The sequence below is a fragment of the Streptomyces sp. NPDC001922 genome (assembly GCF_042891165.1).
Lineage (GTDB): Bacteria > Actinomycetota > Actinomycetes > Streptomycetales > Streptomycetaceae > Streptomyces.
This window is the reverse complement of the sequence record NZ_JBIASV010000003.1, coordinates 43705-64610: the sequence shown is the minus strand read 5'-3', so window position 1 is coordinate 64610 and position 20906 is coordinate 43705. Positions and strand designations below refer to the sequence as shown.

The 20906-nt window shown below is 72.6% G+C and carries 16 protein-coding genes; 10 read left to right on the top strand and 6 right to left on the bottom strand.

The window, feature by feature from the left end; genetic code table 11:
- Window positions 1-56 precede the first annotated feature (56 nt).
- From ACFYYR_RS05795 to ACFYYR_RS05780, 4 genes are all read left to right on the top strand, one after another.
- Window positions 57-1493, top strand: a complete 1437-nt coding sequence (locus ACFYYR_RS05795; protein ID WP_388848123.1) for a cytochrome ubiquinol oxidase subunit I — start codon at window positions 57-59, stop codon at window positions 1491-1493.
- The gene (locus tag ACFYYR_RS05790; protein ID WP_388847332.1) at window positions 1490-2518 is read left to right on the top strand and encodes a cytochrome d ubiquinol oxidase subunit II; all 1029 of its coding nucleotides are present in this window, start codon (window positions 1490-1492) and stop codon (window positions 2516-2518) included. Before ACFYYR_RS05795 ends, ACFYYR_RS05790 begins: the two co-directional genes overlap by 4 nt.
- Window positions 2515-3927, top strand: coding sequence for a chloride channel protein (locus ACFYYR_RS05785; protein ID WP_388847330.1), 1413 nt, complete (start codon window positions 2515-2517; stop codon window positions 3925-3927). The genes ACFYYR_RS05790 and ACFYYR_RS05785 overlap by 4 nt, the downstream gene beginning before the upstream one ends.
- Window positions 3928-4457: 530 nt before the next feature.
- Window positions 4458-5300 carry a calcium-binding protein gene (locus tag ACFYYR_RS05780; RefSeq protein ID WP_388847328.1) on the top strand — a complete coding sequence of 281 codons (843 nt, stop codon included), beginning with the start codon at window positions 4458-4460 and terminating at the stop codon, window positions 5298-5300.
- Window positions 5301-5640: 340 nt separating this feature from the next.
- Here ACFYYR_RS05780 and ACFYYR_RS05775 read toward each other — a convergent pair whose 3' ends face one another.
- From ACFYYR_RS05775 to ACFYYR_RS05765, 3 genes are all read right to left on the bottom strand, one after another.
- A complete protein-coding gene (locus tag ACFYYR_RS05775; protein WP_388847326.1) occupies window positions 5641-6165 on the bottom strand; it encodes a GNAT family N-acetyltransferase in 525 nt (174 codons plus the stop codon).
- Window positions 6166-6329: 164 nt separating this feature from the next.
- The gene (locus ACFYYR_RS05770; RefSeq protein WP_388847324.1) at window positions 6330-6920 is read right to left on the bottom strand and encodes a helix-turn-helix domain-containing protein; all 591 of its coding nucleotides are present in this window, start codon (window positions 6918-6920) and stop codon (window positions 6330-6332) included.
- 121 nt (window positions 6921-7041) lie between these two features.
- Window positions 7042-7698 carry a hypothetical protein gene (locus ACFYYR_RS05765; RefSeq protein WP_388847322.1) on the bottom strand — a complete coding sequence of 219 codons (657 nt, stop codon included), beginning with the start codon at window positions 7696-7698 and terminating at the stop codon, window positions 7042-7044.
- Window positions 7699-7961: 263 nt separating this feature from the next.
- Here ACFYYR_RS05765 and ACFYYR_RS05760 point away from each other — a divergent pair, with 263 nt between their 5' ends.
- The 4 genes from ACFYYR_RS05760 to ACFYYR_RS05745 all read left to right on the top strand — a co-directional run bounded on the left by ACFYYR_RS05760 (window position 7962) and on the right by ACFYYR_RS05745 (window position 12755).
- Window positions 7962-8534 carry a DUF6417 family protein gene (locus tag ACFYYR_RS05760; RefSeq protein ID WP_388847320.1) on the top strand — a complete coding sequence of 191 codons (573 nt, stop codon included), beginning with the start codon at window positions 7962-7964 and terminating at the stop codon, window positions 8532-8534.
- 510 nt (window positions 8535-9044) lie between these two features.
- Window positions 9045-9461, top strand: a complete 417-nt coding sequence (locus ACFYYR_RS05755) for a hypothetical protein (protein WP_388847319.1) — start codon at window positions 9045-9047, stop codon at window positions 9459-9461.
- A 541-nt stretch (window positions 9462-10002) separates the two neighbouring features.
- A complete protein-coding gene (locus ACFYYR_RS05750) occupies window positions 10003-11160 on the top strand; it encodes a serine hydrolase domain-containing protein (RefSeq protein WP_388847317.1) in 1158 nt (385 codons plus the stop codon).
- Complete coding sequence (locus ACFYYR_RS05745) at window positions 11157-12755, top strand: alpha/beta hydrolase (RefSeq protein ID WP_388847315.1); 1599 nt, start codon at window positions 11157-11159, stop codon at window positions 12753-12755. Before ACFYYR_RS05750 ends, ACFYYR_RS05745 begins: the two co-directional genes overlap by 4 nt.
- A gap of 134 nt (window positions 12756-12889) precedes the next feature.
- On the opposite strand, the gene ggt is transcribed toward ACFYYR_RS05745, so the two are convergent.
- Entirely contained in the window at window positions 12890-14749 is a 1860-nt protein-coding gene (gene ggt, locus ACFYYR_RS05740) for a gamma-glutamyltransferase (protein ID WP_388847313.1), read from the bottom strand.
- Window positions 14750-15023: 274 nt separating this feature from the next.
- On the opposite strand from ggt, the gene ACFYYR_RS05735 reads away from it, so the two are divergent.
- Entirely contained in the window at window positions 15024-15890 is an 867-nt protein-coding gene (locus tag ACFYYR_RS05735; protein ID WP_388847311.1) for a CAP domain-containing protein, read from the top strand.
- A 189-nt stretch (window positions 15891-16079) separates the two neighbouring features.
- Here the strand turns inward: ACFYYR_RS05735 and ACFYYR_RS05730 are convergent, their stop codons facing one another.
- Complete coding sequence (locus ACFYYR_RS05730) at window positions 16080-17885, bottom strand: sigma-70 family RNA polymerase sigma factor (protein ID WP_388847309.1); 1806 nt, start codon at window positions 17883-17885, stop codon at window positions 16080-16082.
- 312 nt (window positions 17886-18197) lie between these two features.
- Window positions 18198-19193 (bottom strand): FkbO/Hyg5 family chorismatase, encoded by a 996-nt coding sequence (locus tag ACFYYR_RS05725; RefSeq protein WP_388847307.1) that lies wholly within the window; start codon window positions 19191-19193, stop codon window positions 18198-18200.
- A 363-nt stretch (window positions 19194-19556) separates the two neighbouring features.
- On the opposite strand from ACFYYR_RS05725, the gene ACFYYR_RS05720 reads away from it, so the two are divergent.
- Complete coding sequence (locus tag ACFYYR_RS05720) at window positions 19557-20303, top strand: thioesterase II family protein (protein ID WP_388847305.1); 747 nt, start codon at window positions 19557-19559, stop codon at window positions 20301-20303.
- Window positions 20304-20906 lie beyond the last annotated feature (603 nt).

Below are 20906 nucleotides of genomic sequence, written 5' to 3'. Positions count from 1 at the left end.
TCGCCCCCGAGCTCATCACCGGCACCCCCGCACAACTGCTGCCCGCCCGGGAGCTCATGGCGTTCACCCTCGCCTCCCACATCCTCCTCGTGCCCTTCGGCGTCGCCCTGCCGTTCCTCACACTGCTGATGCACTACCGCGCCCTGCGCACCAACGACGCCGTCGCCCTCCTGCTCGCCCGGCGCTGGTCCGCGATCATGGCCGTCCAGTTCGCCGTGGGCATCGTCACCGGCACCGTGCTGTCCTTCGAATTCGGCCTGCTGTGGCCGGGGATGATGGGCCGCTGGGGAGACGTCTTCGGTATCGGGTTCGGCGTGGAGGCCTGGGCGTTCTTCCTCGAGGCCGTCCTGATCGCCATCTACCTCTACGGCTGGAGCCGGCTGAAGCCGTGGACCCACTTCTGGCTCGGACTGCCGCTCCCCGCCGCCGCCCTGATGGGCGCCTTCGGCATCCTCGCCGCCAACTCCTGGATGAACACCCCCCGGGGATTCCGCCTCGACAGCTCGGGCAGCCCCGTCGACGTCGACCTGCGGCGCGCCGTGTTCACCCCCATGTTCGGCCCGCAGTACTGGCACTTCGTGATCGCGATGGTCCTCACCGCCGGATACGTCGTCGCCGGGGTCTACGCGGTCGGCTGGCTACGCGGGCGCCGGGACCGCTACCACCGGCTCGGATTCACCCTGCCCTTCACCGTGGCCGCCGTACTGAGCCCGGTGCAGTTCGTGGTCGGCGACTCCATCGCCCGCAGCGTCTACCAGAAGCAGCCCGTGAAGTTCGCCGCCACCGAACTGGTCTGGCGGACCGACACCCACGTACCCGAATACCTCTTCGGCCGGATGCACCCCGACGGTTCCGTGACCGGCGGCATCAAGATCCCCCAGCTCGACTCGATCCTCGCCGGCTTCAGCCCGGACACGAAGGTCACCGGGCTGACCTCCGTCCCCGCCGACGCCCGGCCGACGGCCCGGCAGGCCACCATCGCCCACTGGGCGTTCGACACCATGGTCATTCTCGGCTCCCTGCTGGCGCTGCTGGCTCTCTGGTACGCCTGGAGCTGGTGGCGGCGACGGGACCTGCCCGCCTCGCGCTGGTTCTTCCGGTGCGCCGCCTGCGCCGGGGTGGCCTGTCTGATCACCGTGGAGTGCGGCTGGATCACCACCGAGGTGGGGCGCCAGCCGTGGATCGTGTACCAGGTCATGCGGGTCTCCGAAGCGGTGACCGCCACCCGCGCCGAGGCCCTGTGGGCGATGCTCAGTGTGGTGGTGGTCGTCTATGTGCTCATCTTCGGCGCGTTCCTCGCCGTCGTCCTGAACATGCGCACCCGGTGGCGGATGGCCGACGAGGGCCTGGCCGGGCCCGGAGCGCGCGGCGACAGTCCGGAGGACCACACCCCGTACGGGCCCGCCCCGGAACCGGCCGCGGCCCGCGCCGGCCCGGCCGACGGCTCCCCTCCCGGACCCCCTTCCGACCGGACCCCGGGTGGAACCCCATGATCGAGGCCGTCATCGCCTGGATTCTCGTCCTCGCCGTCGCCGCCTACGCCTGCGGGGGCGGCACCGACTACGGCGCCGGCTTCTGGGACCTGGTGGCCGGCGGAGCGGACCGCGGCAGCGCCCCCCGCCGGCTGATCGACCACGCCATGGCGCCGGTGTGGGAAGTGAACAACGTCTGGCTGATCTTCGTCCTCGTCCTCATGTGGACCGGCTTCCCCGAGCTGTTCCGCATCGTGTTCTCCGCGATGTGGCTGCCGCTCGCGCTCGCAGCCGTCGGACTCGTCCTGCGCGGCGCCGGGTTCGCCCTGCGGAAGCCCACCCGGCGGCTCGCCGGACGGCGGGTCTACGGAGCGGCGTTCGCCATCGCCTCCGTGCTCACGCCGTTCTTCCTCGGCGCCGCGGTGGGCGGCGTGGCCACCGGCAAGGTCGGCACCGGAACCACTGCCTCCGCCGATGCCTGGTCCAACCCCACCTCCGTCATCGCCGGACTCCTCGCCGTCGCCGCGAGCGCCTTCCTCGGCGCGGTCTTCCTCACCGGCGACGCCCGCCGGCTGGGCGAGGACGCCCTCGTCGGGTACTTCCGCCGCCGCGGCCTGCTGAGCCTGGCGGTGCTCGCCGTACTGGCCCTCGCCGGCCTGCGCGTCACCCGCGACGACGCGCGACATGTCCACTACGGGCTCACCCACGGGACCGGACTCGTGCTCGTCGCCGTCGCCGCCGGATGCGCCGTCGCCACCGTGCTGCTGCTCCTGCGGGGCGCCACCACCTGGTCCCGCGGCACCGCCCTCGGCTCGGTCGCCCTGGTCGTGGCCGCATGGGGGATCGCCCAGCGGCCGTACCTGGTGCCCACCTCCCTCACCGTCGCCGAAGGCGCCGGATCTCCCGCGACGCTGCGGTGGCTGCTCATCGTCACCCTCATCGCCGTCGTGCTCGTCGGCCCCGCCCTGGTGTTCCTCTACTGGCTCGACACCCACGGGAAGCTCCAGCCGCTCAGCGACGCGGAACTGGCGGACGAGCCCTCATGACCGCGCCCACCCCGCCGGCCCGGGAACCGCAGCCGCCCGGCCCCGACCGGCTGCGGGAGGTGCTCCGCAGCCCCGGATACCTGCGCGGCCTGGTCTTCTGCGCCCTGATCGGCGTCCCCGTGTCCCTGGCCGCCTTCTGGTTCCTGGTGGGCATCAACGAACTGGAGCACGCCCTCTGGGACGAGCTGCCGCATGCCGCCGGTTGGACGGATCCGCCCTGGTGGTGGCCGCTGCCGCTCGCCCTGGTCCCCGGAACCGTCGTCGCCCTCGTCGCCACGCGCCTGCCGGGGAAGGGCGGTCACATCCCCGCGGACGGGCTCCACGCGGGAGGCGCCACCACCGAGGCTCTGCCCGGCGTGCTGCTGGCCGCCGCAGCAAGCCTGCCGTTCGGGGCGGTCCTGGGTCCCGAGGCACCGCTGATCGCCCTGGGCGGGGGCCTGGCCCTGCTGTTCAGCAAGCTCGTCCGGGCCGAACAGAGCACGCAGGGCAGCGCACTCCTCGGAGCCGCGGGCGCTGCCTCCGCACTCTCCGCGATCTTCGGCAACGCGTTGGTGGGGGCCGTGCTCCTGATCGAGGTCAGCGGAGTCGGCGGGACGCAGCTGCTGCTGATCATGCTGCCCGCGCTGCTCGCCAGCGGGGTCGGGTCGCTGGTGTTCACCGGCTTCGGCCGGTGGACCGGATTCGAGACCGGCAGTCTCGACATCGGACTGCCCACCTCCGGACTTCCCGACGTGGGCGATGCCGCCTGGGGACTGCTGCTGGCCGTCGCCGTCGGCGCCACCACCCATCTGGTCCTCGCCGGCGGACGTCGGGCGGAGCGCTTCGTCGCGGCCCGGCCCGTCCGGCACACCCTGATCTGCGCGGTCGCCGCCGCGGCCTCCTGCTCCCTGTACGCGGTGGCCACCGGCCGCTCCCCGGCGGACGCCGCCCTGTCCGGGGAGGCCGCCCTCGCGGGCATGGCGTCCGATCCCACGGTCTGGGCGAGCTGGGACCTGGTGGCCGTCCTGGCGTGCAAGGCCGTGGCGTACGCCCTGTGTCTGGGCAGCCTGCGCGGGGGACCGGTGTTCCCCGCACTGTTCCTGGGCGGCGCCGCCGGACTGCTGTGTTCCCCGCTGCCCGGCTTCGGTGTCGTCCCGGCCATGGCGGCCGGCATGGCAGCGTCGGTCGCCTCGGTGCTCCGGCTGCCGGTCAGCGGACTGCTGCTGGTGGTGCTGCTCCTCGGCGGCGTGAACATGGTGCCGGTCGCCGTACTGGCCGCGGTGGCCGCGATCGTCACCACCGAACTGCTGCCCCGGAGCCTGGGACGGGGGCGGGCTCCGGCTTCGGCTGCCGGAGGCGGGGGAGGAGGCGGGGACGCTGGAGGCACCGGTGACGGCGGGGACGGCGGGGGGCGGCCGCAACCGGCTTGAAAGGGAGGGCGGTTCGGTGCTGCGGGGTGTTGCGCGCCCCTGTCCGTTGCATCCGCCCGGCGGGCGGCGCGGCCGGTATCGCGGCCGGGCGAACCGCGTTGCTCCTCGGGTGGCCGCGCCCCGTCCGCGCCCCGTCCGCGCCCCGTCCGGGGGCCGGGCGGGCCGGATCACGGTGAACTCCGCGGGGCCGAGACGGACGCGGTGGAGCGTGACGGGCAGCTTCAACGGTTCCTCCGGGAGCGGGCGCGGCCGACGGGGACGACGGGGCCGGCACAGTCTGCCCACGACGGGCACGGGGGAGCGAAGGGGCTTCCGCGCCCGCCAGGGCTGCTGACGGGAGGGGAGCGCGTGGACGTTCGGGTCCGGGCATCGTCTTGGGGGATCGTCGTACCCCGAGCTGTCCATGTTCCGGACATTGCCTGGTCCGCAGGTGTTCATGACCGATGGCACAACTCTGGCCCCGGGCCCCTTGTCTGACCCGTTGACCACAAGCACCACGGCGCACCGACATTCCGAAGGGCTACTTCCGCATGCGCATCCACAGCACCATCGCTGCTACCGCCGTCCTTGCCCTCGCCCTCGGCACAACCGCCCTCGCGCCGGCCGCCCAGGCAGCCCCGGGGGGCACGGCCACGGTCGTCCACGAGGACGGCGAGCTCTGGTACAAGGCCGCCCCCGGCCAGCTGAACAAGCTGACGGTCGACGAAGAGATCGAGCACCGCGGTGAATTCGAGTCGTACTACGTCCTCACCTTCCGCGACCGGTACGACATGGCTATCGACGCGAGTGCGGCGAGCTCGGACGAGTGCACGTACCCCACGCGGGGTGACCGCACCGTCGTACGCTGCGCGGTCGAGATCCCGCAGAACTCGGATGACTCGGACAGCTACGACATCGACCTCGGCGACAAGGACGACACCGCGACGCTCGAGCAGGACAGCGACGCATGGGCCGGTGTGCACGGCGGCAAGGACGACGACGTGCTCAAGGGGCCCGTGTCCGCCATGCTCCACGGGGACGACGGCGACGACCGCCTCGACGGCGGCGGTGGTCCGTTCGGCTTCGGCTCCTTCGGCGGCCCGGGGAACGACATCCTCACCCACTGCGGGCAGGACTGCTCCGGCGGAGCCGGGAACGACTCCCTGACCGGCACCGGCGAGGAGAACAATCTGCACGGCGACGACGGCAACGATGTTCTGCACGGCAGCGGCGGCGCCGACGTCCTCTACGGCGGCAAGGGCAACGACGAGCTGTACGGCGAGGCGGGTAACGACACACTGTGGGGCAACAGCGGTGACGACGTCCTGTGGGGCGGCCCGGGCACCGACAAGCTCTCCGGCGGCCCCGGCCGCAACGAACTGCACCAGAACTGAGCCCGAGCACGCTTGTTCGCCGGCGCGCGGGTGCCTGGGGCTGTCCGGGGACGGCACCGGGGTCGACGCCGGTCAGGCTGGAAGACGGCTGCCGCTGCATGCGGGCAACTCGACACCCACCGTTCCAGCGGCCACCGGCACATCGCCCATCGATCGCCGACAGTCCCGCAGGACGGCCGATATCCCACCGACACGGTTGCCGGCCCGTCGACTTGTCACAGGAGAGCCCTCATGCAGGGTAGTGATCTTCCTTCGCGCTCGCCTTGCCCCACTGCCGCGGAACGGGGCCCGGCCCGTTCCGTCAGGGGGCCTGGACCGGGTGCGGGCTCCGCACCGGTGCTCAAGCGAGCTGCTTGTAGTAGAAGCTGCAGTCGCGGAGCGCTCCGGCCGGGTCGGTCGCATAGCCGGGGACGACCCCGTACCGGTTCCAGCCGGCGGAGTCGTAGAGGCGGTCGGCGGTGCTGTCCGTCTCGGTGTCGAGGAGCAGCAGGGTCGCTCCGGCGTCGGCCGCGCCTCGTTCGGCTGCGGTCAGCAGCGCCCGGCCCAAGCCGTGCCCCTGGGCGCCGGGGTGCACCATGAGTTTGACGATCTCGGCCCGGTGACGGCCGTTCGGCTTGGCCTCCAGGGCGAGGCCGACGGTGCCGGTGAGGTCGCCGTCGGGCCCCTCGGCGACCCACACGGCGAGGCTGCCGTCGGCCACGGCGGGCTGCCGGGCCGCCCACCAGGCCGCTGCCGCGCTCCGGTCGAAGGGAGTGCGGAAGCCGAGCGAGGCGCCTTCCGCCACGACATCCGTGAGCAGGCCGGCCAGGCCGCTCACCGCGGCCCGGAAGTCGTGCGGCGACAGTCGGGTGATGGCGTGATGCATTGGGGTCCCTCGGTGGATCGGTGACTTGGTGGGGCGGGGAGCAGTGGTGGGGGATGCTGACGTGGCGGGCCGGAGCGGGACCGACTCGCTCCGGGCATCCGCAACGCGCACCCGGCCCGGCGGCCCCGGGTGTGGACGTCCTCGGCGAGGCGCACTAGGGCGGCTCATGGCAGGATCACCAGTACGGCGTACCGGACGGATTCGGGGCCGGGGTTGTGGAATCGCGAGTGTCCCCACAGCCGGAAGCGCAGACAGTCGCCCTCCCGCAGCGCGTGCACCGCGCCTGAGGCAGTGACGTCGAGCGCGCCGTCCAGCACCCAGATGTGCTGCTCGACGCCGGGGACGGGCGGCTCGTCGTAGGAGATGTCGGCACCCGGCCTCAGCAGGCCCTCCACGACCTCGCCTCGCAGACCGGGGAGCGGTGGGGAAACCGAACGCCGGGTGAATCCCGACTGCCCGTCCTGCCACACCGTTTGCTGCGCGGCCCGGACCACCTGCGGGGAATCGGACTCGACTTCGGCCAGCAGCTGCGACATCGTCCGCCCGTACGCGGCGCACAGGGAGCCGAGCAGCGCTGCCGTCGGGCTGATCTCCGCCCGTTCCAGCCGGGACAGCGTCGAGCGGCTGATGTCCGTGTGCCGGGCCAGCTCCTCCAGTGACCAGCCCCTGTCCGTGCGCAGCTCGGCGAGCCGGGCGGCCAGCCGGCCCTCCAGCCCTTCGGTGCCCCGGCTCGGGGACGCGGAGTCGGTTCTCATATCTGGGAGGCTATCCCGGATATGAGACGTCCGTGGTGGATTTCGTCGAGAAGGCGCTTGCTCGCGGCTCGGGTATGCAGGGCGGCGGCGGGTGCTGCCCGGAGACTCTGCGGGAACTCGCTCACCGGGCACGCGGGGTTCGCCCGCCGGGAGGGACGGGGGCGCGTCGGCCTCGGACCGTCACCGTGGTGGTGACGCGCACCAGAGCGGGTGCACGGGGCACCGAACCGAACCCGAACCGCACGGGAGGGTCGACGGGGGCGAGGGCGCCGAGATCCTGCCCGTCCAGGAGCGCGGTGGCGTTGCGGAGCCGCGCGTGGTCCCGCGCGTCGTACCGCTCCCGCCGTCCGCCGCCCGCGGTGCCCCGGGTGCGCACCCCGGGCGGCAGCAGCCGGGCGGTCAGGTTCACCAGTGCGGACCAGGCGGGAAGTGCGGCAAGGGGCCGGGGGACCGCGCGGAGCAGGATGCCCAGCGCGCTGCGCCCGCCGATGCCGAAGCGAAGGCTCAAGGTGCCTGCCTCGACCGTCCAGGTGGCCGCTTCCGCCGTGACCGTCACCGGAACCACGAGCACCCGGTCGAACACGTAGGTGGTGGCGACGAACTCCGCGATGTCGGGAGCCGGGGCCAGCAGCAGCCGTTCGCCGTCCGGCTGCTCGATCATCACGTCGCTGAACGGCCCGAACGGCGAGCTCGTCCAGTGGCCGAGCACCAGGCGCGTGCCCGATGAGGTTCCGACTCCGGCGATCCAGCCGTCGAACCGTAGGTCCCTGCCCGTCACGGGGCCGCTGCCCTTCATGGTGACCGGGTGCCCCGAAAAACAAGATCGCCCCAGTGCGGCAGGGCTGTTCCGGCTGATGAGGGAGATGCCGAGACGTTCGTGAAGCACGCCGCGAGCCGCCCACGGGGCGCGGCTCATGGAGGGGAACCGCGGCACTGTCGGGTCCCCCTCCGATGCGGCGTCGACGGAGCGGATTCGCCGACCGCCGCCGAGAACACCTGCCCGGCCGATACATTCGGCCTCCGGCGAAGGAGAGGGATGCGGTGGGGATCAGCGACTGGCAGCACACCACGCTCACGCAGGTGCGGGACGGGCAGGCCGGGACCGGTCACGGCTGGGTCACCGAGAAGTCCGGCATCAACAGGGAGTCCGTCGAGGCACTGCTGAGGCTCGGGCTGTGCGAGACCGCCGACTACGCGGTGCGGGCCGTGATGGAGCCGCAGCCGGTCGAGTGGGCGGCCCGGCTCACCCCCGACGGCCACGACGTGCTGCTCTTCGCCACAGCCCGTCGCGGGGGACCGCCGCCGCACCGAACCGGGAGCGAACCGGCGCCCGGGCGCCGCGAAGTCCTGCTCCGCCCGAGCGAGATGACGGCGCTGAGGGTCTTCCTCCACCTCGCCGGCCGTCTCCGTCTCGACCCCGCGCCCGGACTGGCCGACGCGGTCCGCGACGCGCGCTTCCAGAGCGCGGAGAACCGCTGGGCGCTTCATGTGACGCACGCCCAGATGCATTCGATCGCCCGCGCTTTCCACCTCGAACGCCTCACGGGCCACGCCACCGCGTCCAATCGTTTCGCCCGCGAGTACGGCGTCCGCTATCCACCGGAGGAGCGGTAGCCGTCCGGCTCCGGAGTTCTCCTTCACGGTGGCGGTGCCGGAAGCCTCCTCATCGGTGGGAAAGCGAAATTCCTCGCGCATCGCTGAATATCATCGACAGCTGGGCGGTCCGGCGGATGTGAGAGATTCCGTTCGGGGAGTTCCTGTGGACGGGACGGGTGGGCTGTGCAACGCCGAACCGGTGCCGGAAAGCAGTTCTGGGGACGCCGAACGGAATCGATCCTCTCGACTCCGCTGCGAACGCCGGCCGGGTAGGGGAAGCCGGTGCGGAATCGGTCCGACCTGCTGATGCGTGACGTGCGATGTCGCTCGATTCGTCCTGGTGTGCGGGTGCGGGCCCGAACGGATCCGGCTGTCCCGCCGGATCCGGGGGCGGGTTTTCGGTGGTCCGCCGAGCGCTTGCCGAAGCCTTCCGGACCTGTGCATTCCGAGTTTGAGGGACATCGGGAAAGGACTAGGGTGAGGGCGTCGTTCATCGACCGATTCACGGGGTAAGGACAGAATTTGAATATGGCACGGAAAGCTGTGACCGGTTTCGTCACGGGCGGTGTCGCAGTGGCGGCGCTGTTCGCCGGAACACCCGCGCACGCGGTGAAGAAGGAGCACACCGTCGTCGATGCGTCGAACACGCGGGCCATGGTGCTGATGGCCGACACGGCGACCGACAAGGTGTATTCCGTATCCGGGGTGTACACCACTCCGGAGCGGGGTTCGTACTACGTGCGCAAGATGGTGAAGAAGCCCGGCGAGCCCGCCAAGGCGTGGGGCGGCTGGGAAAAGGCGAAGCGTGACGCGGAGCCGGACCACCTCGGATATCCGCACCGTTTCACCTGGAAGCTCGCGTCGGACGGTGTGAAGTTCCCGAACGGGACCCGTGTCTCCGTCCAGATCAAGGGGCACGGCTCCTCACCGGCCTTCGCCATCTGATCCGGAGCACCACGCCAGGGCCGCCCGAGCCATCGGGCGGCCCTCCGTCGTGTTCGGGTGACGCGGTGGTGTTCCGGCCCTTCATGGCGGGGAAGGGAAGCCGGCGACGGTTCCGCACCGTTGCCGGCGCCGGATGGTGCGCCGATCGCTGTTCCCGCATCGCCGCCGGAGTGGCTGCCGGGCCGACGGCGCATCGGAACGGAGCCTCGGCCGCCGGGGGCTCTCCCCACCGGCACCCCCCTGCTCACCCCCGGGACGGCCCGGGAGCCGGCCGGTGGACCGGTCGGGTGGGGAGCGCCATGGTTCGCAGGACCCCGGTCCGGAAGGCTCCTGAGGCATGACAGAGACCACCGGAGCGCCATCGGACGCCGGTCGGCCGGGAGACCCGCCGTCCGGCCCGCCGCCATCGGTGACCGCACGCCACGCCGTGACCGGCCGCCATCCCACTCCTGGGCGCCGCACCACTGCGCCCCTCCCCTGCGGCGGCCCCGGTCCCACCCGACGCCACGTGTTCCGCGGGCTCGCGGCATCGGCCGTAGGCATGCTGGCTGCCGGCACTGCCGCCGGCACTGGCCATGCCGCACCGTCCCGTACGCCCCGTGACCCGAGCGCACTCGATCGCGCCGCGGTCCGCAGGGAACTCACCGCGCTGATCGCCACCCAGAACCTGCCGGGCGCACAGGCCGTCATCACCGATGCCGCCGGCCGGGTGACCGAGATCGGGGCCGGAGCCGGTGACCTGGACACCGGCCGGCCGTTCCCGCACCGCTCGCGGCTTCGGGTGGGAAGCAACACCAAGTCCTTCATCGCCACGGTCGTACTCCAGCTCGTGGCCGCCGGGCGGGTCGTGCTCGACGCGCCGGTGGAGCGCTACCTGCCCGGGACGCTGCACGGCAACGGTCACGACGGACGCCGCATCAGTGTCCGCCGGCTGCTTCAGCACACCAGCGGCCTGCCCGATTTCGAGCAGGTCGTGGACGTGGAGACGCCGGGCCACCGCCGGCCGGAGCAGGTCGTGGCCCTGACGCTGCGGTACCCACCGCGTTTTCCGCCCGGTGAACGCTGGGAGTACTGCAACCTCAACTACGTCCTCCTGGGCATGCTCATCGAGCGGGTCACCGGGCACTCCTACGAGCACGAGGTGGAGCGCCGGGTCATCCAACCGCTCGGCCTGCCCCACACCTACTGGCCCCGTTGGTCCGAGCAGCGGCTGCACGGCCCTCACCCGATGCCGTACCGGCCGACGGAGAACGGCGGTCACCGCGAAGTCACCTGCGTCAACATCTCCGGGATCGGGGCGGCAGGTGCCCTCGTCTCCACCGCGCAGGACCTCACCGTCTTCTTCACCGCACTGCTGTCCGGCGCACTGCTGCCGGCAGCCCAGCTCGCGCAGCTGAGGGCGTCCGTCCCGGCGGATCTCGCCCGCGGAGCCGAGTACGGCCTCGGGCTCGCCCGCTATCCGCTGGATCCGGCCGCGGGCGGCGGCTGGTTCTGGGGACACGGCGGCACTCTCCCGGGCACCCGTACCCGGGGCGGCGTCGGGGCGGACGGCCGGGCCGTGCTCGTCGCCGTCAACGAGGCGGCAACGGGCCCCGACTCCGCCCAGGCCGTGACCGACACGGTCGGCCGGATCTTCCGGCACGTACCCCGAAAGGCAGCCGTGCACCGACGACTTCTGACGGAAGGTGGCCCCGCATGACGGCCCCGCGCACCGCACGATTCGCGGCGGTCGGCATCCTCGCCGCGGCCACCGCGTTCACCGTGCTCCCCGGCTCCGCCCCCGCGGCGCCACAGCCCGGGAGCACCGCCCGGATCGCGGGGGCCTCGTCGGGCACAACGGTGCCGGCCGCCGCCACCGCCTCCGACTCCCTGCGGCGCTTCGTGGAGCAGCGCCCCGACTGGCGCGCGTGCGAGCACGAGGAACTCGACGAGGCCGGTGCCCGGTGCGCCACCATCCGGGTTCCCCTGGACTACCGGAAACCGGCAGGACGCACGATCACCGTCGGCTTCTCCCGGATCAAGGCCACCGACACCCGGCACCGCATCGGCGTGATGATGCACAACAGCGGCGGCCCCGGTGGCATCACCCTCGACATGCCGCTCCTGTCCGTCCCCGCCATGGGCCGCGAACTGGCCGCCCGCTACGACCTGGTGGGCATGGACCCGCGGGGCGTGGGCCGGAGCAGCGCCCTGCACTGCGGAACCAGCGGGCACTGGCTCCGCTCCGCGGGCTACGACACCGCCGGCTTCCGCGCCCAGGCCCGTTACGAGGCCCGGCTCGTCGACAGCTGCCGGAAGAGATACGGGAAGAACCTGTCGTACCTGCGGCACTTCACCACCCGGAACACCGCCCGGGACATGGATCTGCTCCGAGAGGTGCTGGGGGAGCGGCGGACGTCGTACTTCGGCGTCTCCTACGGCACCTATCTCGGCGCCGCGTACGCGAACATGTTCCCCGGCCGGACGGACCGGCTGCTGCTGGACAGCGCGATCGACCCGGCCCGGTGGAACGTCTCCATGCTCCGCGACGCCGCCCCGGCGAACGAGAGGTTCCTCGACGCCTGGGCACGGTGGGCGGCGCGCCGCGACGGCACCTACGGCCTGGGGCGCACGGCCGCGGAGGTCCGGGCGAACGTCGAGGGCATCGCCCGCCGCGCCGCCAAGGAGCCGCTGACCGTGGGCCGCTACACCGCCGACGGCCAGCTCGTGCCCATGGTGCTGGCCGCCACGATGGCCGACGACCGGCAGTTCGCCCGCGCGGCGAAGAACATCCGGGTGCTGTACGACGCGTCCCGGGGCCGCACGGTGCGCCCCACCGAGGATCTCGCCCTGTTCCTCGGCCGGCCCACCGCCGACATGGACACCCAGAACTCGCTGCAGCTCGCCCTGCAGTGCGGGGACGTCCGGGCGCCCCGCGACCTGGCCTGGTACCGGAGGAACGTGGAGCGCAGCCGGGCGAAGGCACCCCTGTTCGGCCCGTTGTTCAACGGGGTGAACCCGTGTGCCCTCTGGCCCAATGAGCCGCTGGAACCACCGGTGCGCACCGGCAACGCCGCACCCGGGCTGATCGTCCAGTCCACCGGTGACCCCCGCACCAGCTACGGGAACGGGCTCGGCCTGCACCGCAGGATGCCCAACTCCCGCATGGTCACCATCCGGGCCCAGGTGCACGGGGTGTACAGCATGTACCCGAACCGCTGCGTCGACCGGACGGTCAACGACTACCTGCGGACGGGCGAGCTGCCCGCCCGGGACACGGTCTGCGAGAAGGACCGGGGGAGAGGAGCGGGCTGACACCCGGCAGCGGCCGGGGGGCTTTGCTCCCGGTGCGGGCGCCGGCCCGCTTCCCCCACGGCCCCCGAACCGCAAGCGTCCCGTCCACCCGGCGCGAGCAGTGCCGGATGGACGGGACGGGCCGTGCGCCGAGGTCAGCGGTCCTCGTGGAGCACCATGGCCGAGCCGCCGCCGCGGCGTTCGGGCTCGGCCACCGCGGTCATCCGCCCGTCGCGCCGGAACTCCAGAGCGGCAGCCGCCCCGATCTCCGGAGCGGGAGTGAAGGCCTTCGGCGCGAGCACGAACCTGTGGCCGAGACGCTCCAGCCGCTTGCGCTCCGGCGACTTCAGGAAGGCGGGCTCGGCCTCCGTCGCCGCCTGGTTCCGCTGCGAGATGCGCGGTGCGGCGACCGCCTCCGGCAGCGACATCCCGAGGTCGAGCCGGTTGACGAGGGTCTGGAGCACCGTGGTGATGATCGTGGCACCGCCCGGCGAACCGACGGCGAGCTGCGGCTTCCCGTCCCGCAGCACGATCGTCGGCGACATGCTGCTGCGCGGACGCTTGCCGGGGCCGGGCAGGTTCGGGTCCGGGGTGCCCTTCCCGAGGGGCGCGAAGTCGAAGTCGGTCAGCTCGTTGTTGAGCAGGAACCCGCGCCCGGGCACGGTGATGCCGGAGCCGCCGGTCTGCTCGATCGTCAGCGTGTAGGACACCACGTTGCCCCAGCGGTCCGCCGTCACCAGATGGGTGGTCGACGGCCCCTCGTGCGGCTGCTTCGTGCCGGTGCCCCGGTCGCAGCCCGCGTCGGGACGGCGCGGGTCACCGGGGGCGAGCGGACTGGTCAGCGCCTTGTCCGGACGGATCAGACAGGCCCGTTCCGCGGCGAACCCCGTGGACAGCAGCGCCCGGGTGGGCACCTTCGAGAAGGCCGGGTCACCCACCCAGCGGTTGCGGTCGGCGAAGGAGATCCGGCTGGCCTCCAGATAGCGGTGGAGGGCCTGGGTCCGGTCGGCCTTGGACAGCCCCTTCTCCTCCAGGATGTTCAGCGCCTCACCGACGGTGGTGCCGCCGGACGAGGACGGTGCCATGGAGTAGACGTCCAGCCCGTGGTAGCCGGTGCGGGTCGGCTTGCGGGGGACCGGCGCGTACGCGGCCAGGTCGCGCTCGGTCATCAGACCGGGCCGGGCCTTGTGGCCGGACCCCGGGGCCATCGGCGGCTTCTGTGCGGTGCGCACCACATCCCGCCCGATGCCGCCGTGGTAGAGCGCGTCCACGCCGTCGCGGGACAGCTCCCGGTAGGTCCGGGCGAGATCCGGGTTGCGGAAGAGAGAGCCGACCACGGGGAGCTTCCCGTTCGGCAGGAAAAGGTCCTTGGTGGACCGGAAGTAGCGGAACCGCTTCTCGTTCATGGCGGTCTGGGCCCGGAACTCGTCGTTGACCACGAAACCGTCGTCCGCCAGACGCGTGGCCGGCCGCAGCGTCTTCGACAGGGGCATCGTCCCCCAGTCGTCCAGGGCCTTCTGCCAGGTCGCCGGGGTCCCCGGAACACCCACGGACAGGCCCGAGTTGACCGCCTCCTCCGACGGGAGGGGCTTGCCCGTGGCAGGGTCGAGGAACGAGTCCTTGCGCATCTTCGCCGGCGCGGTCTCCCGGCCGTCGATGGTGCGCACCTTCCGGGTCTTCGCGTCGTAGTACACCAGGTAGCCGCCGCCTCCCACCCCCGCGGAGTAGGGCTCGACCACACCGAGCGCGGACGCCGTCGCCACCGCCGCGTCCACGGCGTTGCCGCCCTTGCGCAGCACCTCCAGCCCGGCCCGGGACGCGTACGGGTTCACGCTGGAGACCGCGCCTCCGCTGCCCCGGGCAACCGCCTTCTTGGGCGGCGGCTTCAGCCCGGTGGCGGAGGCGGCCGGCGCGCCGTCGGCGGACGAGGACGGGGCGACCACGGTATGGACGATCAGGGGAAGTGCCAGCGCGGTCACGGACGCGGCAACGACAACGGCACGGCGGACAGCCATGGAGCCTCCGGGGACTTCGGTCGAGGGGTGCCCGAAACCCTCGCAGCGTTGGGGCGGGCCAGCAATGTCGAGCCGCAAGATTTGCGCGGGATCTGAGGTTCCCGGCCGGTAACCGAGCGGCCCGCCGGTCCCGGGAGATGTCCCCGGTTTCCGGCCGTCCGGCCCGTCCGCCACAGATTTTCCAGCCGCTGCGCGAAAAGTGTTATCGCCGTACTGCCGTCCGCTCTCCTCTGTGCCGGACCGACCGGCGCAGCACCCGAGAGAGCGAGCAGCCATGCACCACGAACACGACGACGACACCCGCACCCTGGCCCCGGTCACCGGCAGCGGCGGTGACCGGCGGGCCGGGCGGCGCGGCCGGCGGGCCCGCGCCCGGCGCCTTCCGGGCGGCGTACCGGTGGTGGCGGGAGCCCTGGTGGTCGCCGCCGCGGTGGGCGGCGGCGCCTTCGCCCTGAGCGGGCCGGACGACACCGGCCGGGACGCACCGGCCGCCGCGTCCGTACGCAACGCCCCGGCCGCCGACGCACCGTCGGCTCCCAAGGCCACCCCCACTCCCGCCCGGACCTCCGCCTCCCCGAAGCCGCGCCGCTCCGCGAAGGCCCGGACCGAGCGGTCCGCACGGCCCACCGCGACGCCCCGGAAGCCCCGCCGCACCGCCACCCCCACGCCCGGAACCGGCGGGGGCATCCCCCAGCGCACGGAACGGAACACCCGCGCCCCGCGCAGCACCGGCGGCGCCCCGGTCACGGGCCGTGCGGCGGAGGCCGTGGCGCGGATCGTCTCCCTCGCCAACGCCGAGCGGGCCCGGGCCGGCTGCTCCCCGCTGCGCGTCGACCGCCGGGTGCAGGCCGCGGCCCAGGCGCACGCCGATGACATGGCGGCCCGCAACTTCTACGACCACGCGAGCCCCGAGGGAGGGCAGGCCGACGGCCGGATGCGCCGCGCTGGCTACCCGGCCGGAAAGTGGGGGGAGAACATACACAAGGGGCCGAAGGACCCCGCGACCGCCATGCGTGACTGGATGAAGAGCCCCGCCCACCGGGACAACATCCTCGACTGCGGCTTCGAGGACTTCGGTGTGGGGGTGAACTTCAGCGGCAACGGACCGTGGTGGGTGCAGAACTTCGGCACCAAGGGCTGACCCGGCGGCCCCGGGGGCGTGACGCGGGCTGACGGGTCCTGGCACGGTGCCCGCCCGCGTCGCGCGGCCCGGCACCGCGCGCCGCATTGCCGAACAGCCCTGGTAGCTCCGCTGCAAGAGCTCTCCGGCGCCTTGCGCTGCACGGCGCCGGCCCCGCGACCTCATCGGGCGCTCATCGTGCCGGGACCCTCAGCCCGGCTCGGCGAGCTCCTGCACCCACAGCGTCCCCCCGGGGCCCGGCACCGCGGCGACCCCGGTGTCCCGGTACCGGCAGTCGAGCATGTTCTCCTCGTGGATCGAGCCGTCCGTCCAGGAGTCCACCACCCAGGCGGGGTCCGACGGCCCCCGGTTCAGGTTCTCCGCCCAGCGCGACCAGGCGTAACCCGCCGCCGAGATCCGGGCGTCGGCGTGCTCCCCCTCGGGGCTCGCGTGGTCGTAGTAGCCGCGCGTCGCCATGTCCCGCGCGTGCGCGCGGGCGGCCGCGGACAGCCGCGGATCGATGCGCAGCGGCGCGCAGCCGGCGTCCGCGCGTGCGGCGTTGACCAGGGAGGTCAGCCGCTGCTCCGGCCCGTGCCCCGGCTCCCGCCGCGGCGCGGCGGGGGTGGTGCGGGTGGTGCGGGGCCGGCGGGACGGTTCGGCGGCCCTCGGGGTCCGCTTCGGCGCCGCGGACGGGGGCTGGGCGGTGGCCGTGGACGGAGTGGGGGTGGGCGCCGGGGTTTCGGTGACGGGTCTGCCGGTGGAGGGTGGCGCGGCCACGGACGGACGTTCCGCCGGAGTCTTCCCGGACGGCCAGAGCAGGGCCAGGAGGACGCCTCCGGCCAGCAGCCCGCCGGCTACCGCGGCGGACCGCTTCGCCCGGCCGCCCCCGGCCGTATTCGGGCCGGACACGGCGGGCCCCGGCGGCTGGACGTACGCCGAGCCGGAGCTCAGCAGCGGTGCGTCCGACGTGGCGGAGCTCGATTGTGGGGCGCTCGGCGCGCCGGAACCGGTTACTCCGTCGGCGGGGGCGCCGGGGGCGGGCGAGCCGGGAGTGCCCGGGGCGGAGGCCGGTGGGTTCGGCGCTGCCGGCGACGGCCCGGCAGGGGCGGCGGGCCCGGTGGAAGCGGGCGCCGGATGGCCGGACGGTGCTGCCGCCGGGATCTGTGGTCCCGCGGAGCCGTCCGCCGGGAGGGCCGTCCCGTGGGCGACGGTTCCGGTCGGGCCGGACAGCCACGACGGGGTGCCGGCCCCGGACAGCGGGAGGACCAGGGCCAGCCCCGCGAGCAGCCCCTCGGCGGGAACGAGATCCGTCCAGTGCCCCGCGCAGCGGCGGCAGGTACGGGCATGGCGGGCGATGCGCTTGCGCCACAGTGGTGCGGGCCGGCCGTCCCAAGCCGTGGTGACGGTGGCCAGGGTGGGGCAGCGCGGTTCGGTGGCGAGGGCCCGCACCACCACCCGGGCGACCTCCAGTTGGTCCTTCATCCGCTTGACCCGGACCGCGGTGTGCTGCGGGGTGGTGTCCAGGGCGGCCGCCAGCTCCGCCCGTGTCAGCGTGCCCGCGGCCTCCTGCCACCACAGGGCCAGCAGATGGCGGTCGTCGGCGTCCAGCCAGCGGGTCGCCTCCGCCACTTCGCGGCGCTGCCCGGAGAGACCGAGGCGCAGGATGGTGAGATCCGTGAAGTCGCCCGTGGGGTCCGGGGCCTCCGCCGCCAGGTCGAGGGAGGTGACGGCCGTCTGCTGCCGGGTGTTCCAGCGGCGCCGTATCTGGTTCATGGCGATGGCGACGAGCCAGGAGCGGAAGCCGGTGGGCTCGCGGAGCCCGCCGAGTCCGTCGAGGGCGCGGAACATGGTCTCCTGCACCACGTCGTCCACATCCGCATGCCCGTCCAGGGCCCGGCCCACGATGTTGTAGACCAGCGGGAGACAGTCGGAGACCAGACGCTCCCGGGCCTGTGGATCCCCTGCCCGGGCCGCGGTCACCAGTTCCGGTAAGGGGATGTCGTCCCTGTTCTGCACTGTGCTCGTCCTCGCTCGTTCGGCCCCGTCGTACGGAGATCCGTGGGCGCCGCGCCGATGACGGAAAACCGGGAGCCGAACCCTCCGGGCACGGCGAACGGGGCCGGTCTCCCGGACGGTTCGGTGGGACGGCGCGGGGCGGTGAGGGCGGCACCGCGGCGGGTGCTGCCCTGCTTGGTATGCCGTGGCCGGCCGGGTACCCGACCGGCCACCGCGAACGCTCCGCGGCCGACCGGATGGCAGGGGTGCGGTCCGCCCCCGGACCGGCGGGCCGTGCGGGCGCCGGGACCCGGCGGTCCAGCGGAGTCCGGCTCAGCCGATGACGCCTTCGATCTCCACGAGCAGGTCGGAACGGCAGATGTCGACGGTGAACCAGGCGATGTCCGCCGACGGGTGGAAGGCCTCCTCGCAGGCCTGCCGGACGCGCGCCATGTGCTCGGGGTGCCGGACATAGACCTTCACCTGGGAGAGGTCGGAGAGCTCGTACCCCCGGGGGACGCCGTGCTGCGCGAGGTTGGATCCGCTGATCAGGCGCTCGATGTTCTCCAGCGCCACCTGGCACTGCTTGTCGACGCTGTCGGCGTGGACGGTCTGGTGGCCGAGAATTCCGGCGGTACCCGAGATGTAGAGCAGGTTCTCGTCCGGACCCGCGCCCCGAGGGGCGAGATGGGTGGCCCGGGCGAAACTCGGCGACTTGGGCCCGTATTCGACCGGATAGTTGTAGGCGGGAATCTGGCGCGGGTTCTCGATATTGATCCGGGTGCCGGTGCGGGAGGCGAGAAAGTAGAAGGCGACGCCTCCGCCGAGCGAACCGATGCCGGTCGCCGAGGGCATGTCCCGGCCCTGCGCGGTGTACTGCTCGAATGCCTGCGCCCGGCCGCGGCAGAAGTCGCGGTAGACCTCGAGCCCTTCCTCGTTGGGCTCGTTGATCCGGCCGATCAGGTTCCACATGCGGAAGATGCTCTGGTGACCGAGCCGCTCGACGAGGTCGAAGGCCGCGGCATAGGCGGCGCGGGTGGCATCGGTGTAGAACTGCTGCTCGGGTATGTGCCCGGCGCAGAACAGATAGTCGTCGTTGTAGGCGTAGTGCAGGCCGTTCTCGGTTCCGGTGCGGACCGGCCGGTCGACCGTCCATCGCTCCGTGCGGGCCTGGTCCGCCGTTTCCGTCATGTGGACGCTCAGGACCGGGGCATTCCCGGAGGCAAGCGGAGTCGAGACCTCCGGGCCGTACACGACGTCGCCGATCACGAACCGGCCGGACTGCATTCCGGATTCCTGGCCGGGGACGAGGTACTCGCATCGCAGCATTGCAGTTCTCCAACACGCCGCGGTCAGCGGCCCGGTGATGAGGTGGGTGTGAGAAGGAAGGCGTGGGGGTGGCACGCGGTGACGCACGGCGAAAACCGGCCCGGGGTGCAGGACGCACGCCGGCGGGCCGTCGCGCACTGACCTTACGACACCGATCGTTCTCGGACACAAAGAATGCCGACCTGGTCAACTTTGCGCTCAGGTCCGGAAGTTGTGAATCCCGTCACAGGAGTGCCCGTCAACAGGCCTTCTCAGCAGGGCTGATGGTTCCCTCGGGGCTCGTAGGATTTCGGATCCCGATGGTGTTCGAAGCGGCGCTCCAGGGTTACGAGCGCTGCCCGCGACGAAGGACGAGACAGCCTGATGACCGTACACACCGACCGCGACAACGCCTGGATCCAGCGATTCGGAAGATCTTCCTCCGGCGATCTGTCCCTGGTGTGCTTCCCGCACGCCGGAGGGGCCGCGAGCTTCTACCACCCGCTCTCCCGATTGCTGCCCTCGTCCGTGAACATGCTGGCCATCCAGTACCCGGGGCGGCAGGACCGGCGCGCGGAGCCCTGCGTGGAGAACCTGGCGGAACTGGCCGACCGCGTCCACGAGGTGCTCCAGCCGCTGACCGGGCAGCCGCTGGCCCTCTTCGGTCACAGCATGGGGGCCACCCTGGCGTTCGAGGTGTCCCGGCGGCTGGAGGAGCAGGGCGTCACCCCGGTCCATCTCTTCGTGTCCGGCCGGCGTGCACCCTCCCGGCACCGCTCGGAGGGCGTTCACCTCCGCGACGACCAGGGCCTCATCGAGGAGCTGAAGGAGCTCAGCGGCACGGACGCCAGGCTGCTCGACGACGAGGAACTGCTCAGCATGATCCTTCCCGCGCTGCGGGGCGACTACAAGGCGGCCGAAACCTATGTCTACCGTCCGGGGGACCCGCTGACCTGCCCGGTGACGATGTTCACCGGCGACGCCGACACCCGGGTGAGCCCGGAGGACGCCGCGGCGTGGCGCGAACACACCACCGGCCCCTTCGAGCTGATGACGTTCGACGGCGGGCACTTCTTCCTGACCGGCCACCTGCAGCGCATCACTGAAGTGATCACCAGCGCGCTGCGCTGAGCGGCAGGCCGAGCGGGATGCCGGCGGCGGTCCGGCGTCAAGGGGCTGCCGCCGGGCACGGACTCGTCGGCGGTCGGTGTCATGCCCTGAAGGGGCGTCATGCGGCGCTGTCCCCGCCCGCTGGGGCCGAGCGGTGCGGACTGCGGACGGCGCCCGAGGGGTGGACCGTCCCGGTGCGTGGAACGACGCCCGAGGGGCCATGTCGGACATGATGGCCCATCAATTTGCCCGCCCAGATGTCAGATCATGCACGGATGGGACCTGCGTCACATTGACTTTGTTCGACGCAAGTAAAAAAATCGTCATTTGATGGGGCCATGTCCTCGTCAGGAGCAATCCGCTCGTCGGCACCCAGAGAGGGCGCCGGGCCGGTGACGGCGCGAGCGGGAACGGCCGGTGGGGCTGACCAGCCACCGGTCGACACGGGGGTCAGCCGTCGGAGCAGGGGCGACGGCACAGCAAGGGGGATACGCAGGATGCTCGGTCGGCACGGCTTCACAGAGCCGCCGTCCCACGGCCCCGCCGGCGACGGCAACGGCCGGCACCACACACCGGAGCAGGTGGTTCGGCCCGGCCGCCGTGCCGCCGGTCCCCGCACATCCG